Origin of the sequence: Cedecea neteri NBRC 105707 = ATCC 33855 (assembly GCF_001571265.1) — a bacterium.
Lineage (GTDB): Bacteria > Pseudomonadota > Gammaproteobacteria > Enterobacterales > Enterobacteriaceae > Cedecea > Cedecea neteri.
In genome coordinates this window covers 1-16,144 of record NZ_BCTL01000030.1, presented here as the reverse complement: position 1 = coordinate 16,144, position 16,144 = coordinate 1, and the positions used below count along the sequence as shown (strand labels likewise).

The following is a 16,144-nucleotide window of genomic DNA, read 5'->3' as shown; positions in this document are numbered from 1 at the left end:
ACAGGGCCCGAAAAGCCGTATAATTCGCAAAAGTTATAGGGTCAGCCTTTCACCTGAGTAATAGTTATGTAACAGTGGATGGGTATTGACCCGAGAGATCAGGACAGTTATTAGTGATATACAGGTTTGAATGATACTGATTGCTAAGACGCTGATTTGCTGTAGTTTCGCCCTCAAAGCGAGTGTTACCTGCAAGCGCCCATCGCTCTGTACCCTGGTTGTACTCCTCTAAACAGAGCCGCGAGCCAATTAAAAAAGGGGTAACCAACCATTGTGGGTTCGAATGCAAATCGGATGCCCGGCAGTCTTATGAAATAAGGCGCTAAGGAGACCGTAAATGGCTGATACTAAAGCAAACCTCACCCTAAATGGTGACGATGCTCTCGAACTTGATGTGCTAAAGGGCACGCTAGGTCAGGATGTAATTGATATCCGTAGTCTTGGTTCTAAAGGTGTATTTACTTTTGACCCAGGTTTCACCTCTACCGCATCCTGCGAGTCCAAAATCACTTATATCGACGGTGACGAAGGCATTCTTTTGCACCGCGGCTTCCCGATTGACCAACTGGCCACCGAATCCAGCTATCTGGAAGTGTGCTACATCCTGCTGAACGGTGAAAAACCGACTCAGGAGCAATTCGACGAATTCAAAACCACCGTTACCCGCCACACCATGATTCACGAGCAGATTACCCGTCTGTTCCACGGTTTCCGTCGCGACTCGCATCCGATGGCCGTGCTGTGCGGCGTGACCGGTGCGCTGGCGGCCTTCTACCACGACTCCCTTGACGTGAATAACCCACGCCACCGTGAAATCGCGGCATTCCGCCTGCTCTCAAAAATGCCAACCGTAGCGGCAATGTGTTACAAGTATTCGATTGGCCAGCCTTTCGTTTACCCGCGCAACGACCTCTCCTACTCGGCTAACTTCCTGAACATGATGTTCTCCACGCCGTGCGAAGAGTACAAAGTTAACCCAATTCTGGAACGCGCAATGGATCGTATTCTGATCCTGCACGCTGACCACGAACAGAATGCTTCAACCTCCACCGTGCGTACCGCAGGTTCTTCCGGCGCTAACCCGTTTGCCTGTATCGCTGCGGGTATTGCTTCTCTGTGGGGACCGGCTCACGGCGGCGCGAACGAAGCTGCGCTGAAGATGCTGGAAGAAATCAGCACCGTGGAACACATTCCAGAATTTATCCGTCGTGCCAAAGACAAAAACGACTCGTTCCGCCTGATGGGCTTCGGCCACCGCGTGTACAAAAACTACGACCCGCGTGCCACCGTGATGCGTGAAACCTGTCACGAAGTGCTGAAAGAGCTGAACCTGAAGGACAACAACCTGCTGGAAGTGGCGATGGAGCTGGAACACATCGCGCTGAACGACCCGTATTTCATCGAGAAGAAACTCTACCCGAACGTAGACTTCTACTCCGGCATCATCCTGAAGGCGATGGGCATTCCATCCTCCATGTTTACCGTTATCTTCGCGATGGCGCGTACCGTGGGCTGGATTGCACACTGGAACGAAATGCACGACGACGGCATCAAAATTGCCCGTCCACGTCAGCTGTATACCGGCTACGACAAACGTGATTTCAAATCAGATCTCAAAAAGTAATGTTTTCGCTTTCTGAGTAAAAAACGCGCCCTATGGCGCGTTTTTTTTATTTCTGACAGGCAGGGCACCAGTAAAACGGCCTCGAAGAGAGCATCGTTTTTTCAATTATCCCTCCGCAGCGTTCGCACGGTTCACCGGCCCGATGAAATACCCTGAAGCTAAAGATCGCGCCGTGATGTTTATTTTCATCCACCTGCCCTCGCGTCTGATAAGAAAGACGTGGCACAGCCAGCAGCGCCCCGGCGAAACGCTCAACCTGTTCAGCGGTGAGATCTTCGGCGCGATGATGAGGCGCAAGCTCTGCCTCCCAAAGAATCTCTACCCGAAGGTAGTTACCCAACCCGGCCAAAAATGCCTGATCTAACAGCAAGCCGCTGAACTGCCTGCGGCGAAACTTCGGCGACAGCAAACGCTCTTTAACCTGCTCCACCGTCAGCGCCTCGTTCAGCACATCCGGCCCTACGCGCTGCAGGAAAGGATGCTGCTCAAGCTGTCCTTGCTCCAGCATTTCAATGTCCGAAGCGCTGTACAGCAAAATGGCTTTTTCAGCCGTTTGCAGCTTAACTCGCAGCACTCGCTTAGTTTCTGGCTCTTTATCAGCCTCAACAACTCGCCAGACGCCGTACAGCTGATTATGGCTATACAACGTTAAGCCATTCGAAAAATGTGTCAGCATTGCTTTGCCGCGGGTTTCAATCCGCTCGATAGTCTTGCCCTTGAGCATAGCCTCGAACGGCTTTAGCTCTTCAAAAGCAAACCAGGCTTCGGTTAACGGCTCGCCGCCCACGGCGGCTTCAAGCTTGTCCGCCGCGCGGCGGATTTCCGGTCCTTCCGGCATACTCAACTCCCTGAAACGTTATTCTTCCTGCGCCAGTTGCCAGGCAATCTGCTCGAGATAAATGGCCTGCTCACGGCGCGCCTTTAGCGCCTCTTCCAGCGAACACGGCACAAAATGAATAGGCTCCCCCAGCCTGACCTGGGCCAGGTGGTAAAGATCGGCCTCGATAACGCAGGCAATGCGAGGGTAGCCGCCGGTTGTCTGCGCATCGTTCATCAGGACGATTGGCTGGCCGTTGCGCGGCACCTGAATAACGCCGGGCAGCAGGCCGTGGGACAGCATTTCCCGCTGGGAAGTTCGCTCCAGCTCCGGCCCCTGTAGCCGATAGCCCATCCGGTTACTCTGCGGGCTGATTTGCCAGGCCAGCCGCCAGAGGCTCTCCTGTGCAGCCTTGCTGAACTCCTGATATTCCGGCCCGGCAAGGGCGCGAATACGATTGCCCCACAGCAGCTGTTTTACGCCCCGTGAACGCTGAAATTTGTGCTGAGATTTCCGCAGAGGAAGCCGATCGCCATCGCGCAACAGCCGTCCTTCATGGCCGCCAATACCGGCTTTAAGGTCGGTGCTGTAAGAGCCCATAACCTCGGGGACATCTAAGCCACCGTCAACGGAGAGATAGCTGCGCATACCGTGCGTCGGTTTTTTTAACGTTAACCTTTGCCCTTTTTTTACCGCCAACCGCCAGCCTGTCCAGACGGCTTTGCCATCCAGATCCGCATGGCAACCTGCGCCGGTCAGTGCAAACCAGCCATCACGCCCAAACTCAATCACGCATTGCCCAAGCGTAATCTCCAGCGCCGGTGTGTCGGGCGTATTCCCGACCAATAAATTGGCGACAGTAATCGCGGGCATATCTAGCGCGCCGCAGCGGCTGACGCCAAGCTGGCGAAACCCTTCACGGCCGGTATCCTGCACGCTGGTCTGTAGACCGGCGCGAATAATTTTCAGCATATGCCTTCCTTCTGCGGCACAAAACGCACGCTGTCTCCGGGCAATAATAAAGTGGGTGATGATTTGCCAGGGTTAAACAAGCTGAGCGGAGTGCGGCCGATAATTTGCCAGCCGCCCGGCGTCGTCAGCGGATAAATGCCGGTTTGGCTACCGCCAATACCCACGGAGCCTGCAGCAACCTCTAGCCGAGGCTCGGCGCGCCGGGGCGTCGCCAGGATGTCTGGTAAACCGCCCAGATAGGCAAATCCAGGCTGGAAGCCGAGGAAATAGACAATGTATGCAGCACTTGAATGCAGGGCGACCACCTGAGCGGGAGTGAGATCGTTCTGGCGAGCTACTGCGTCAAGATCGGGCCCGGCTTCTCCGCCATAAACTACCGGGATCTCAATCCGGCGAGGCGTGGGTATTACCGCCTGACTTTCTTCCCACCAGCGCTGCAGCCACTCGATACCGTCCAGCGCCAGCCGCTGAGGATCCTTCAGCACAACGGTGATGTTATTCATGCCCGGAATGGCCTCGCTCACCTCATCAGAGACATTCAGGCGCTCCAACAGCCCCCAAATACGCTGCTGGCTGACGAGCATGACGGGAGGCTCCAGTTCCAAAACCACCGCTTTTTCACCTAGTAAATAACAGCGAGCTCGTTGCACAGGCCCTCCAGAATCAGGCTGGGTTTGGGATATCGATAAAAATAACGTCGAGATCGGTTTCGCTGTTTAGCCAGTCGCTCAGCGCCTGGATACCGCCGCGTTCAGTGGCATGGTGACCAGCAGCGTAGAAGTGCAGCCCCTGCTCGCGGGCCGAATGAATCGTCTGCTCAGAAACCTCGCCGGTAATAAACGCATCCACGCCAAAACGTGCGGCGCTATCGATAAAGCCCTGCCCGCCGCCGGTACACCACGCCACGCGGCGAATCTGATCCGGGCCAGTATCGCCACACCACAGCGGCGTGCGGCCTAAACGCATTTCAATCCAGGAGGCAAGCTCAACGCCGGAAAGCGGCGTCGGGAATTCACCCCACGGCACCAGCGGCTCAACTTCCCCTTTCGTTTCAATGCCCAGCAGCGCACCCAACTGGGCGTTATTGCCCAACTGCGGATGGGCATCGAGCGGTAAATGCCAGCCGTAAAGATTGATGTCATTCGCCAGCAGCGTCTTAAGGCGATTACGCTTCATGCCGCGAATGACCGGTGATTCGTTTTTCCAGAAATAGCCATGGTGCACAATCACCGCGTCGGCCTGCTGACGCACGGCTTCATCCAGTAGCGCCTGGCTGGCGGTCACGCCGGTAACAATTTTGCGGATCTCTGCCCGGCCTTCAACCTGCAGGCCATTGGGGGCGTAATCGCTAATAGCCGCGCTGTTCAGCTTTTCATTGATCAGGCGTTCCAGTTCACTGTTTTTCATCATTATTCTCTTCGGTTATTTTCTTGCTGCTTCATAGGCCGCAAGCGTATTCAGTCGGGCCTGCTTATGGTCAACAATCGGGCGCGGGTAGTCCAGCGTTTGCTTTTGTTTATCGGCCCAGTCCCACGGCGTATGGATTTGCTTGCCGGGAATCGCTTTTAGCTCCGGCAGCCAGTGGCGGATAAAGTCGCCGTCCGCGTCGAAGCGCTCGCCCTGGGTTGTCGGGTTAAAAATACGGAAATAAGGTGCAGCGTCGGTACCGGTGGAAGCCGCCCACTGCCAGCCGCCGTTGTTCGCCGCCAGATCGCCGTCAATCAGCTGCGACATAAAATAGCGCTCGCCCTGCCGCCAGTCGATCAGCAAATCCTTCACCAGAAAACTCGCCACGACCATGCGTAAGCGGTTATGCATCCAGCCTGTTTGGTTCAGCTGGCGCATCGCCGCATCGACAATCGGGTAGCCGGTTTTACCCTGCTGCCAGGCTTCAAGCTGCGCATCATCCTCGCTCCAGCGAACCTTATCGGTCCAGGCGATAAACGGGCGATGACGACAAAGTTTCGGGTAAGCAACCATCAGGTGGCGGTAAAACTCGCGCCAGATAAGTTCGTTGAGCCAGGTCGCTCCGGCTTCACCTTCCAGCGCTTTAGGCTGCTCTTTTAACAGGCGATGCAGGCACTGGCGAGGAGACAAAACGCCGGTTGCCAGATAGGGCGACAGGCGGCTGGTTCCTTCAACGGCAGGGAAATCTCGCTGTTCCGGGTAGTCGGCAGCCGGTTGCTGGCAGAATTTACGCAGCATACCGATCGCCTCCTGTTCACCTACAGGGAAAATCTCGTGGTCAAATTTTTCACGTGGCGCATCGAACGCAAAGCGTTCATTGAAGTGGGACTCTCCCCGGGCTTTAGGTGCAGGCACGCATTCAGGCAGCCCCTCCTGCAGACGTCGGATAAACGCCTTGCTGAACGGGGTAAATACTTTATACATCTCATGGTTGCCGGTCGTAACGCTGCCCGGTGCCAGCAGCAGGCTGTCATCAAAGCCTTGTACGGTCACGTCGACATCAAGCGCTTTTTCCAGCGTGGCGTCCCGGGCGCGCTCGTTGACTTCATACTGGTAGTTGTAAAAAAGTGCGTCGACTTTTTGTTCAGTGCAGAATCCTTTTATACAGTCTATCGACGCGGCAAAATCTGCGACCTGCCTGAGATGAAGTTCAATCCCACGCGCGGCAAGCGCCTGGCCCAGGGCCCGTAAATGTTCAAAGATGAATTCAGCCTGTTTTGGCGCCATCACATGCTGCCGCCACTGTTCGGGCGTCACAACAAATAAACCGATTACTTTTGCATCGGGGTTACGGCAGGCGGCATGTAAGGCGTAGTTATCGTGAATACGTAGATCGTTGCGAAACCAGACCAGATGGGTGGTCATAACTCTCCCTGAATGAATTGCCTGACCGCCGCCCTTGCGCTTCGGCGACGGTTCAATATTGGAAGTTATTCCGGGCAGCAGAAGAATGCCAATGCCAGACTAAGTGACATCGCTGCCTGCCCGAGCCTCAGTTGTTAACTAAGTGTAGCAAGACGCAGGCAACAAAAAAGCTACCCGGAGGTAGCTTTCGTCAAATCGATTCAGCTTTTTAGTAAAAGTCGAAGGCGCCAGCTTCGGATTGTGCCATCCACACGGGCTTATCGCTGGTTTTTGACCACACGCGGTGCAGGTAACTGTAAAAACGCGAGCGATCTTTCCAGAACAGCATCACCGGCAGGGCAAGCACGCCGGCAGCTACGGCGAAAGTGCGACGCAGGATGACCTGATGCGCAGGGTATTCTTTGTATAAAGACATAGGCTTCTCCTCATAATATGTGACCGACACCGCATGTCGGAAAATCGAAACTTGTTATCTGGTCAAAATACTATCTCATTGTTTGAAAGTTTACTACTCCTCCGACCAGATAATTGCACTTTTTTGTGCGCTGCTTATCTTTCTACCTGTAATTAAGTTACAGAATGGTTAAATAAATACTAATCATTAGTTAACTAATGGCTTTTGCCATTTTTATACTTTTTTTACACCCCGCCCCCGGACTTTTACGACATCTTTTCACCCGAAATCCTATTCTGCCGCGAAATGCTTAACGCACCTTTGGAGGTGGATTGTGAGTGCAGGCGTCATAACCGGCATCGTGCTGGTCTTCTTGCTGTTGGGTTACCTGGTTTATGCCCTGATTAAAGCGGAGGCGTTTTAATGGCTGCGTCCGGATTTTTACTGATCGCCAGCTTCCTGCTGGTGCTCTTTGCCCTTGCGAAACCGCTGGGAGCCGTGCTGGCACGACTGATCGACGGTGAACCGCTGCCGATCGTGGGCCGCATTGAGCCGTTTATGTGGTCGATGATGGGCAGCAAAGGCGAAGAAATGAGCTGGAAACGCTATCTGATGGCGATTCTGGCGTTTAACGTTTTCGGGCTGATCCTGCTGTTTGCGATGCTGCTGTTCCAGGACAGTTTGCCACTTAACCCTCAGCATCTGCCTGGCCTCTCCTGGCACCTGGCGCTGAACACTGCCGTTAGTTTTGTCTCCAACACTAACTGGCAGTCCTACGGCGGCGAAACCACGCTGAGCTACTTCAGCCAGATGGTGGGCCTGACGGTACAAAACTTCGTTTCCGCCGCAACCGGTATTGCCGTGGTCTTTGCGCTGATCCGCGGTTTCTCTCGCCATTCCACCAGCACGCTGGGCAACGCATGGGTCGATTTAACCCGTGTTACGCTGTATATCCTGCTGCCGATCTCGCTGGTGATGGCGCTGTTCTTTATCAGCCAGGGCTCGCTGCAGAACTTCTCTGCTTACCAGCCTTACACCACCCTTGAAGGCGTTCAGCATCTGCTGCCAATGGGGCCAGTCGCTTCTCAGGAAGCCATTAAAATGCTGGGCACCAACGGTGGGGGCTTCTTCAACGCCAACTCCTCTCACCCATTTGAGAACCCTACGGCGCTGAGCAACTTCGTGCAGATGGTTTCCATCTTCCTGATTCCGGCCGCACTCTGCTTTGCCTTTGGTGAAGCCGTTGGTGACCGTCGTCAGGGGCGCGCGCTGCTTTGGGCGATGACCATCATCTTCGTGGTCTGCGTAGTGGTGGTGATGTGGGCCGAACTGCAGGGCAACCCGCACTTTATGCAGTTGGGCGCGAACAGCAGCATCAACATGGAAGGCAAAGAGAGCCGCTTCGGCATTCTGAACAGCAGCCTGTTTGCGGTCATTACTACCGCCGCATCCTGCGGGGCGGTCAACGCCATGCATGACTCCTTCACGGCGTTGGGCGGTATGGTGCCAATGTGGCTGATGCAGATTGGCGAAGTGGTCTTCGGCGGCGTAGGCGCTGGCCTGTACGGCATGCTGCTGTTCGTGCTGCTGGCCGTATTTATCGCCGGCCTGATGATTGGACGCACTCCGGAATACCTGGGTAAGAAAATCGACGTGCCGGAAATGAAGATGACCTCGCTGGCTATTCTTATCACCCCGGCTCTGGTGCTGCTTGGCACCGCGCTGGCGATGATGACGGAAGCTGGCCGCAGCGGAATGGCAAACCCAGGGATTCACGGCTTCAGCGAAGTGCTGTATGCGGTGTCTTCCGCCGCAAACAACAACGGCAGCGCATTTGCAGGGCTGAGCACCAACACGCCGTTCTGGAACATGCTGCTGGCCGTGTGCATGTGGATTGGGCGCTTCGGGGTGATTATCCCGGTGATGGCGATTGCCGGCTCCCTGGCCGCGAAAAAATCCCAGGCCGTCAGCATTGGTACATTACCAACGCATGGCCCGCTGTTTATCGGTTTACTGATTGGGACAGTGCTGCTGGTTGGCGCCCTGACCTTTATCCCCGCCCTCGCTTTAGGCCCGGTTGCGGAACACCTTTCTCTGGTTAATTTCTGATTACGAGGCTTCCATGAGTCGCAAGCAACAGGCGCTGTTTGAACCTGGTCTGATCCGTCAGGCGCTAATTGATTCTTTTAAAAAGCTCGCCCCGCAGGTGCAGTGGCGCAACCCGGTGATGTTTATCGTCTGGGTGGGGAGCATTATCACTACCCTACTCGGGATAGCGATGTTCACCGGCTTACAGCAGGGGGATGCCCTCTTCACGCTCGCCATCAGCCTGTGGCTGTGGTTTACCGTACTGTTCGCCAACTTTGCTGAGGCGCTGGCAGAAGGCCGCAGCAAGGCCCAGGCAAACAGTCTGAAAGGGGTGAAAAAAACCAGTTGGGCGCGCAAACTGCGCAGCCCGCAGCACGATGCCCAGGTTGACCATGTTCCGGCAGCCGACCTGCGTAAAGGTGACATCGTGCTGGTGGAAGCCGGGGACATCATCCCTTGCGATGGCGAAGTCCTTGAAGGTGGCGCGTCGGTGGATGAAAGCGCCATCACCGGGGAATCAGCCCCGGTTATCCGTGAATCCGGCGGCGACTTTGCCTCGGTAACCGGCGGGACGCGCATTCTGTCCGACTGGCTGGTCATCCAGTGCAGCGTAAACCCTGGGGAAACCTTCCTCGACCGCATGATTGCCATGGTGGAAAGCGCCCAGCGTCGTAAAACGCCGAACGAAATCGCCCTGACTATCCTGCTGGTAGCGCTGACCATCGTGCTGCTGCTGGCGACCGCTACCCTGTGGCCGTTCTCTGCCTATGGCGGCCAGGCGGCAAGCGTCACCGTGCTGGTGGCCCTGCTGGTCTGCCTGATCCCAACCACCATCGGCGGCCTGCTTTCCGCCATCGGCGTAGCCGGGATGAGCCGCATGCTGGGCGCGAACGTTATTGCCACCAGCGGCCGTGCAGTAGAAGCCGCAGGCGACATCGACGTCCTGCTGCTGGACAAAACCGGTACCATCACGCTCGGTAACCGCCAGGCTTCTGCGTTCCTCCCTGCCCCTGGCGTGGATGAAAAAGAGCTGGCCGATGCCGCGCAGCTGGCCTCGCTGGCGGATGAAACCCCGGAAGGCCGCAGCATTGTAGTGCTGGCAAAACAGCGCTTTAACCTGCGCGAACGCGACGTGCAAAACCTGCAGGCGACATTTGTGCCGTTTACCGCACAAACCCGTATGAGCGGCATCAACATTCAGGATCGCATGATCCGCAAAGGTTCTGTGGATGCCATCCGCCGCCATGTAGAAGTGAACAACGGCCACTTCCCGGCCCAGGTCGACACGCTGGTTGAAGGCGTGGCTCGCCAGGGCGGTACGCCGCTGGTGGTTGCCGAAGGGGCTAACGTTCTGGGCGTGATTGCGCTGAAAGACATCGTTAAAGGCGGCATCAAAGAGCGTTTCGCGCAGCTGCGCCAGATGGGCATCAAAACGGTGATGATCACCGGGGATAACCGCCTGACCGCCGCGGCGATTGCCGCCGAAGCGGGGGTCGATGACTTCCTTTCCGAAGCCACGCCGGAAGCCAAGCTGGCGCTGATTCGCCAGTATCAGGCCGAAGGCCGCCTGGTGGCAATGACGGGCGACGGCACCAACGACGCCCCTGCCCTGGCGCAGGCAGACGTAGCGGTAGCAATGAACTCGGGGACTCAGGCGGCGAAAGAAGCCGGTAACATGGTTGACCTGGACTCTAACCCAACCAAGCTGATTGAAGTGGTCCACATCGGGAAGCAAATGCTGATGACGCGCGGGTCGCTGACCACCTTCAGTATCGCTAACGACGTGGCGAAATACTTCGCCATTATTCCGGCGGCGTTTGCGGTGACTTATCCGCAGCTCAACGCGCTGAACGTGATGCACCTGCACTCCCCTGCTTCGGCCATTCTGAGTGCGGTCATTTTTAACGCGCTGATCATCATCTGCCTGATCCCGCTGGCGTTAAAAGGCATTAGCTACAAGCCGCTGAGTGCTGCCGCGATGCTGCGCCGTAACCTGTGGATCTATGGCCTGGGCGGTATCATCGTGCCGTTTATTGGTATCAAAGTGATTGACGTGATCCTGACCGTGCTCGGTCTGGTCTAAGAGGAAAAGAACATGGCTACGTTACGCCCCGCTTTATTACTGCTGATTATCCTGACGCTGATTACCGGAGGGGTTTATCCCCTCGTCGCCACGCTGCTGGGGCAATGGTGGTTCCCGGCCCAGGCCAACGGCTCGTTGATCGTTGAAGAAGGTAAGGTTCGCGGTTCAGAGCTGATTGGTCAGGACTTTACTAACGCAAAATATTTCCAGGGCCGCCCTTCTGCCACCTCAGATAGCCCCTATAATCCAATGGCATCCGGCGGCAGCAACCTTGCGGCCAGCAACCCGGAGCTGGACAAAGAGGTTAAGGCTCGCATTAGCGCGCTGCGTGCGGCTAACCCGGAGGCTAATCCAGCGGTTCCCGTTGATTTAGTCACCACCTCCGCCAGCGGCCTGGACGGGCAGCTTTCTCCTGAGGCTACCGCGTGGCAAATCCCACGGGTGGCTAAAGCCAGAAACCTGCCGGTTGAGCAAATCGCTCGTCTGGTGGCTGAAAACACAACGACGCCGCTGGTGAATTTTATCGGCATGCCGGTAGTGAATATCGTTAAGCTGAACCTGGCGCTGGACCATCTCCAGGCGAAGTAAAAAGGACGCGTTATGACCGAGGAGCCGCTGCGCCCCAACCCCGATAAGCTGCTGGAGAAAGTCAACCGCCAGCCGCGTGGGAAACTGAAAATCTTCTTCGGCGCCTGTGCGGGCGTCGGGAAAACCTACGCGATGCTTCAGGAGGCGCAGCGCCTGCGGGCGCAGGGCCTCGATGTACTGGTGGGCGTGGTGGAAACCCACGGCCGCCAGGAAACCGCCGAACTTTTGAAAGGGCTGACGATTCAGCCCCCTCGTCGTATTCATCACCGGGGGCGTCTGGTTCAGGAGTTTGACCTGGACGCCGCCCTCGCCCGCAACCCTGCCCTGATATTGATGGACGAACTGGCGCACAGTAACGCGCCAGGCTCACGTCACCCCAAACGCTGGCAGGACGTGGAAGAGCTGCTTGAAGCCGGGATCGACGTCCTCACCTCCGTTAACGTTCAGCATCTGGAGAGCCTGAATGACGTGGTAGGCGGCGTAACCGGGATTCAGGTGCGCGAAACCGTCCCCGATCCTATTTTCGACGCCGCCGACGAAGTTGTGTTGGTTGACCTACCGCCGGACGATCTCCGCCAGCGCCTGCACGAAGGCAAAGTTTATATCTCCGGCCAGGCAGAACGCGCCATCGAGCATTTCTTCCGTAAAGGCAACCTTATCGCCCTGCGCGAGCTGGCATTGCGACGTACGGCGGACCGCGTAGACGATCAAATGCGCGCCTGGCGGGATAACCAGGGTCAGGAGAAAGTCTGGCACACGCGCGACGCCATCCTGCTGTGCATCGGCCATAGCAACGGCAATGAAAAACTGGTTCGCACCGCCGCGCGCCTGGCCGCCAAGCTCGGCAGCGTCTGGCACGCCGTCTACGTCGAAACGCCACAGCTTCACCGCCTGCCGGAGCATCAGCGACGGACAATTTTAAGCGCTCTGCGGCTCGCTCAGGAACTGGGGGCTGAGACCGCCACGCTTGCCGATCCCAATGAAGAAAAAGCGGTATTGCGTTACGCCCGCGAACACAATCTCGGCAAAATCATTATTGGCCGCCATACTACGCGCCGCTGGTGGCACCGTACTTCTTTTGCCGACCGGTTAGCCAAACGCGCCCCGGACCTCGATCTGGTGATTGTTGCGCTGGATGAAAAGCCTCTCCCCTCCCCGACCAGAGCGCCGGACACCAGAACGTTAAGCGAGAAATGGCGCATTCAACTGCGCGGCTGTGCCGTGGCAGTGGTGCTCTGTGCGTTTATTACCTTTATCGCCAATCAGTGGCTGGTGGCCTTTGATGCCGCCAACCTGGTGATGATCTACCTGCTTGGCGTGGTGATGGTCGCGCTGTTTTATGGCCGCTGGCCGTCCGTCCTTGCGACAGTCATCAACGTTATCAGCTTCGATCTGTTCTTTATTGCGCCGCGAGGCACGCTCGCCGTGTCGGATGTTCAGTATCTGTTGACCTTCGGCGTGATGCTCACCGTGGGGCTGGTGATCGGTAATCTGACCGCCGGTGTGCGCTATCAGGCACGCATCGCCCGCTATCGAGAACAGCGCACTCGCCATCTTTATGAGATGTCTAAAGCGCTGGCCGATGACCGCACGCCGCAGGACGTCGCCGCCACCAGCGTGCAGTTTATTAATAATACCTTCCAGGCCCGCAGCCTGCTGCTGCTGCCGGACGATCATGGCAAACTAAGCCGCATTGCTGCCGAAGGGGAACCCGCTCAGTGGGATGAGGCCATTGCCCGCTGGAGCTTTGATAAAGGCCAGCCCGCCGGTGCCGGGACGGATACGCTACCGGGCGTGCCCTACCGTATTCTGCCGCTCAGCACGACGGAAAGAACGCTGGGCCTGCTGGTCGTTGAGCCTGAGAATCTGCGCCAGTTGATGATCCCCGAGCAACAGCGCCTGCTGGAAACCTTTACCTTGCTGGTCGCCACCGCGCTCGACAGGTTGCTGCTCACCGCCAGCGAAGAACAGGCCAGGCTTTCCAGCGAGCGGGAGCAAATCCGCAACTCGCTGCTGGCCGCGCTTTCGCACGATCTGCGCACACCGCTAACCGTGCTGTTCGGCCAGGCAGAAATCCTCACGCTGGATCTCGCCAGTGAAGGGTCAAAACATGCCCCGCAGGCCAACGAAATCCGTCAGCACGTGCTGAACACCACCCGGCTGGTGAATAATCTGCTGGATATGGCCCGCATTCAGTCTGGCGGTTTTAACCTTCGCAAAGAGTGGCTGACGCTTGAAGAAGTGGTTGGCAGCGCGCTGAAGATGCTTGAGCCGGGCCTCGGCGGCCGCCATATCGCCCTTAATTTGCCTGACCCGCTGATGTTGATTGAAGTCGACGGCCCGCTGTTTGAACGCGTGCTGATCAACCTGCTGGAAAATGCGGTGAAATATGCCGGTTATAAAGCCAACATTGGCATTAAAGCTACATCGACGGCAGACAAACTGGACCTGGAAGTTTGGGACAGCGGCCCGGGGGTTCCCGCTGGTAAAGAACTGCTGATTTTTGATAAATTTGCCCGAGGTAACAAAGAGTCAGCTATTCCTGGCGTTGGGCTTGGGCTGGCCATCTGCCGGGCGATTGTTGAAGTCCACGGCGGCACAATTTATGCGCTTAACCGCCCGGAAGGCGGTGCCAGCTTCCACGTTGTGCTACCTTTATCGCCTCCCCCCGAACTCCCTGAAATGATTGAGGTGCTGTGACAACGGTTCTGATAATTGAGGATGAAAAAGAGATCCGCCGCTTTCTGCGCACCGCGCTGGAAGATGAATCGTTACGCGTGTTTGATGCCGAAACCCTGCAGCGCGGCCTGATTGAAGCCGCCACCCGCAAGCCGGATCTGGTGATTCTGGATCTTGGCCTGCCGGACGGCGACGGCATCGATTTTATTCGTGACTTCCGCCAGTGGAGCCAGACGCCGGTCATAGTCCTGTCAGCCCGGAGTGACGAACAGGCGAAGATAGCCGCCCTGGATGCCGGCGCGGATGATTTTCTCAGCAAGCCGTTTGGCATCGGTGAACTGCAGGCCAGGCTTCGTGTTGCCCTGCGCCGACACGCCAGCATCGTTCAGCCCGATCCGGTTTATCAGTTTTCCGAAATCCGGGTCGACCTCGCCTCCCGCCGCATTACCCGCTGCGAAGAGGAAATTCACCTCACGCCCATTGAGTTCCGCCTGCTGGCCACCCTGCTGAATAACCACGGCAAAGTCCTGACACAGCGCCAGCTCCTGAATCAGGTTTGGGGCCCGAATGCCGTGGAACACAGCCATTATCTGCGGATTTATATGGGCCATCTGCGCCAGAAACTGGAGAGCGACCCCGCCCGCCCTCGCCATCTGCTCACCGAAACCGGGATCGGCTACCGTTTTATGCTGTGAAAGAGTAACCTCTTGTCGGTTCAGGAGGAGTCTTTTATGAGCGCATGGTTAGTCTACGCCCTGTTGTCTGCCGCCACGGCAGCGCTGGTCGCTATTTTTGGCAAGGTTGGTTTGCAGCATCTGGATGCCAATACCGCCACGGCCGTTCGTGCCGTGGTCATGGCGTTATTTTTAGTTGGAGTGGTCGTCGTTCAGGGAAAACTGAATCTTGTTAGTACGGTGTTTGCCGATAAAAAAGCGCTGCTGTTTATTTTGTTAAGCGGCGTGGCCGGGGCGCTGTCCTGGCTGTTCTATTTTATGGCGATCAAAAGCGGTGAAGTGTCGAAGGTCGCCCCTATCGATAAGCTGAGCGTGGTGTTCGCTGTGATTCTGGCGGTGATTCTGTTTGGTGAGAAAGTGTCGCTGATCGCCGGGATAGGCGTGGCGCTTATCACCTGCGGCGCGCTGATGGTGGCTTTAGGCTAAATACTTCCTACGGGTGCCTCGCGGCACCCCCTTCCCTGCTCTATTGAAACAAGATCAACTCCCCTCAAAAAGCAACATATAACAAACAATTAAACTACCAATAGTTCTTTATGCAAACGTATTCACTACGTTATGCATAATCAGTGATTTTTTATTTCTGTTTCACCTTTAATTTGTTGATTAAGCTCACAGTAAAAGGCTTTTTGCCCGATAAAATGGCGCTACCTTTTCATAAAAGGAAAATCAAATGGAAAACAATAACCGGGTTATGCCTCATATCAGGCGCACAACGCATATTATGATGGTTTCCCACCGCAGCTGTTTCGACTTCCACTTCTTTAACGCTCTCTAACCTTTCAGATAGCCGACATTGAATTAGCCTTATTACTTCCGTCACCTGATTAATTTTTGGCGACAGATAACCTGTGTCTAATTTCGTCGGCAACAAAATAAAATCTTTTTATTCGCGGCTGCTGGGCCGTCGGGATTTTATTGTTCAAAGAAAAATGGTCTGACCCACTGACGATTATTATTAAGTCAGCGGCATGCTAATGCCATTTTCCAGCCACCAACAGCTGCTGAGTTTTTTAGCAGTTGCAGAACAACTTTATCTGAAATAAAGGTTATATTATGCAATCTTTAAAAATCGCACTCAACCGTAATTGCCCTGACTGCTTTGCTACCGAGAGAGAAATCACCAATTTATTGACCACCGATTTCATCGACGTGGCCGCCGCCGTGCTGTCCGTGCCCGATCTGTACAGCGGCATCATGGAGCAGATAGAGCAGACAGGGTTTGGCCTGCCGGTGTTTGTTGCGATTAACGAAAATGAAATGATCTGTGGGGGGGGAATCATTTCTGCACTGATCGGAGTCGGCTTCAAATAAGAGGAAAGCTTTAATTGGC

The 16,144-nt window shown here is 55.9% G+C and carries 16 protein-coding genes; 10 read left to right on the top strand and 6 right to left on the bottom strand.

The genetic code is table 11. The annotated features are described in order from the left end of the window. Nucleotides 1-337: 337 nt before the first annotated feature. On the top strand, nt 338-1,624 hold the full coding sequence (locus tag CNE01S_RS13420; protein ID WP_008456139.1) for a citrate synthase: 1,287 nt from the start codon (nt 338-340) through the stop codon (nt 1,622-1,624). Nucleotides 1,625-1,670: 46 nt separating this feature from the next. Here the strand turns inward: CNE01S_RS13420 and nei are convergent, their stop codons facing one another. The 6 genes from nei to CNE01S_RS13390 form a co-directional block, all read right to left on the bottom strand. Beyond that, complete coding sequence (gene nei / locus CNE01S_RS13415; RefSeq protein WP_061276728.1) at nt 1,671-2,462, bottom strand: endonuclease VIII; 792 nt, start codon at nt 2,460-2,462, stop codon at nt 1,671-1,673. Between the two features lie 18 nt (nt 2,463-2,480). Next, on the bottom strand, nt 2,481-3,413 hold the full coding sequence (gene pxpC, locus CNE01S_RS13410; RefSeq protein WP_061276726.1) for a 5-oxoprolinase subunit PxpC: 933 nt from the start codon (nt 3,411-3,413) through the stop codon (nt 2,481-2,483). Next, the gene (gene pxpB / locus CNE01S_RS13405) at nt 3,407-4,063 is read right to left on the bottom strand and encodes a 5-oxoprolinase subunit PxpB (protein WP_061276724.1); all 657 of its coding nucleotides are present in this window, start codon (nt 4,061-4,063) and stop codon (nt 3,407-3,409) included. Before pxpB ends, pxpC begins: the two co-directional genes overlap by 7 nt. A 13-nt stretch (nt 4,064-4,076) precedes the next feature. Beyond that, a complete protein-coding gene (locus CNE01S_RS13400) occupies nt 4,077-4,820 on the bottom strand; it encodes a type 2 GTP cyclohydrolase I (RefSeq protein WP_061276852.1) in 744 nt (247 codons plus the stop codon). 15 nt (nt 4,821-4,835) lie between these two features. Next, a complete protein-coding gene (gene phrB / locus CNE01S_RS13395) occupies nt 4,836-6,245 on the bottom strand; it encodes a deoxyribodipyrimidine photo-lyase (protein WP_061276722.1) in 1,410 nt (469 codons plus the stop codon). Between the two features lie 208 nt (nt 6,246-6,453). Then, nucleotides 6,454-6,660 carry a YbfA family protein gene (locus CNE01S_RS13390; protein WP_061276720.1) on the bottom strand — a complete coding sequence of 69 codons (207 nt, stop codon included), beginning with the start codon at nt 6,658-6,660 and terminating at the stop codon, nt 6,454-6,456. Between the two features lie 313 nt (nt 6,661-6,973). On the opposite strand from CNE01S_RS13390, the gene kdpF reads away from it, so the two are divergent. From kdpF to CNE01S_RS13350, 9 genes are all read left to right on the top strand, one after another. Next, nucleotides 6,974-7,063: a K(+)-transporting ATPase subunit F gene (kdpF, locus tag CNE01S_RS25005; RefSeq protein WP_008456132.1), complete on the top strand. Its 90-nt coding sequence runs from the start codon at nt 6,974-6,976 to the stop codon at nt 7,061-7,063. Continuing rightward, a complete protein-coding gene (gene kdpA / locus CNE01S_RS13380) occupies nt 7,063-8,748 on the top strand; it encodes a potassium-transporting ATPase subunit KdpA (RefSeq protein WP_061276718.1) in 1,686 nt (561 codons plus the stop codon). The genes kdpF and kdpA overlap by 1 nt, the downstream gene beginning before the upstream one ends. Nucleotides 8,749-8,761: 13 nt before the next feature. Continuing rightward, nucleotides 8,762-10,810, top strand: a complete 2,049-nt coding sequence (gene kdpB, locus CNE01S_RS13375) for a potassium-transporting ATPase subunit KdpB (protein ID WP_061276717.1) — start codon at nt 8,762-8,764, stop codon at nt 10,808-10,810. A 12-nt stretch (nt 10,811-10,822) separates the two neighbouring features. After that, the gene (gene kdpC / locus CNE01S_RS13370; RefSeq protein ID WP_061276715.1) at nt 10,823-11,398 is read left to right on the top strand and encodes a potassium-transporting ATPase subunit KdpC; all 576 of its coding nucleotides are present in this window, start codon (nt 10,823-10,825) and stop codon (nt 11,396-11,398) included. Nucleotides 11,399-11,410: 12 nt separating this feature from the next. Further along, nucleotides 11,411-14,098, top strand: a complete 2,688-nt coding sequence (kdpD, locus tag CNE01S_RS13365; protein WP_008456121.1) for a two-component system sensor histidine kinase KdpD — start codon at nt 11,411-11,413, stop codon at nt 14,096-14,098. Next, complete coding sequence (gene kdpE, locus CNE01S_RS13360) at nt 14,095-14,772, top strand: two-component system response regulator KdpE (protein WP_061276713.1); 678 nt, start codon at nt 14,095-14,097, stop codon at nt 14,770-14,772. The genes kdpD and kdpE overlap by 4 nt, the downstream gene beginning before the upstream one ends. A gap of 36 nt (nt 14,773-14,808) precedes the next feature. Further along, nucleotides 14,809-15,237, top strand: a complete 429-nt coding sequence (locus tag CNE01S_RS13355; protein WP_039291206.1) for an EamA family transporter — start codon at nt 14,809-14,811, stop codon at nt 15,235-15,237. Nucleotides 15,238-15,484: 247 nt separating this feature from the next. Then, complete coding sequence (gene speFL / locus CNE01S_RS25265; protein WP_115586272.1) at nt 15,485-15,589, top strand: leader peptide SpeFL; 105 nt, start codon at nt 15,485-15,487, stop codon at nt 15,587-15,589. Nucleotides 15,590-15,867: 278 nt separating this feature from the next. Continuing rightward, nucleotides 15,868-16,125 carry an Orn/Lys/Arg decarboxylase N-terminal domain-containing protein gene (locus CNE01S_RS13350; protein WP_061276711.1) on the top strand — a complete coding sequence of 86 codons (258 nt, stop codon included), beginning with the start codon at nt 15,868-15,870 and terminating at the stop codon, nt 16,123-16,125. The last annotated feature ends 19 nt before the right edge of the window (nt 16,126-16,144 follow it).

What these genes read in the sequence shown, in the direction of transcription:
- CNE01S_RS13420 (WP_008456139.1), top strand. Translation starts at nt 338, where the DNA reads ATGGCTGATACTAAAGCAAACCTCACCCTAAATGGTGACGATGCTCTC.
- nei (WP_061276728.1), bottom strand. Translation starts at nt 2,462, where the DNA reads ATGCCGGAAGGACCGGAAATCCGCCGCGCGGCGGACAAGCTTGAAGCC.
- pxpC (WP_061276726.1), bottom strand. Translation starts at nt 3,413, where the DNA reads ATGCTGAAAATTATTCGCGCCGGTCTACAGACCAGCGTGCAGGATACC.
- CNE01S_RS13400 (WP_061276852.1), bottom strand. Translation starts at nt 4,820, where the DNA reads ATGAAAAACAGTGAACTGGAACGCCTGATCAATGAAAAGCTGAACAGC.
- phrB (WP_061276722.1), bottom strand. Translation starts at nt 6,245, where the DNA reads ATGACCACCCATCTGGTCTGGTTTCGCAACGATCTACGTATTCACGAT.
- CNE01S_RS13390 (WP_061276720.1), bottom strand. Translation starts at nt 6,660, where the DNA reads ATGTCTTTATACAAAGAATACCCTGCGCATCAGGTCATCCTGCGTCGC.
- kdpA (WP_061276718.1), top strand. Translation starts at nt 7,063, where the DNA reads ATGGCTGCGTCCGGATTTTTACTGATCGCCAGCTTCCTGCTGGTGCTC.
- kdpB (WP_061276717.1), top strand. Translation starts at nt 8,762, where the DNA reads ATGAGTCGCAAGCAACAGGCGCTGTTTGAACCTGGTCTGATCCGTCAG.
- kdpC (WP_061276715.1), top strand. Translation starts at nt 10,823, where the DNA reads ATGGCTACGTTACGCCCCGCTTTATTACTGCTGATTATCCTGACGCTG.
- kdpD (WP_008456121.1), top strand. Translation starts at nt 11,411, where the DNA reads ATGACCGAGGAGCCGCTGCGCCCCAACCCCGATAAGCTGCTGGAGAAA.
- CNE01S_RS13355 (WP_039291206.1), top strand. Translation starts at nt 14,809, where the DNA reads ATGAGCGCATGGTTAGTCTACGCCCTGTTGTCTGCCGCCACGGCAGCG.
- speFL (WP_115586272.1), top strand. Translation starts at nt 15,485, where the DNA reads ATGGAAAACAATAACCGGGTTATGCCTCATATCAGGCGCACAACGCAT.
- CNE01S_RS13350 (WP_061276711.1), top strand. Translation starts at nt 15,868, where the DNA reads ATGCAATCTTTAAAAATCGCACTCAACCGTAATTGCCCTGACTGCTTT.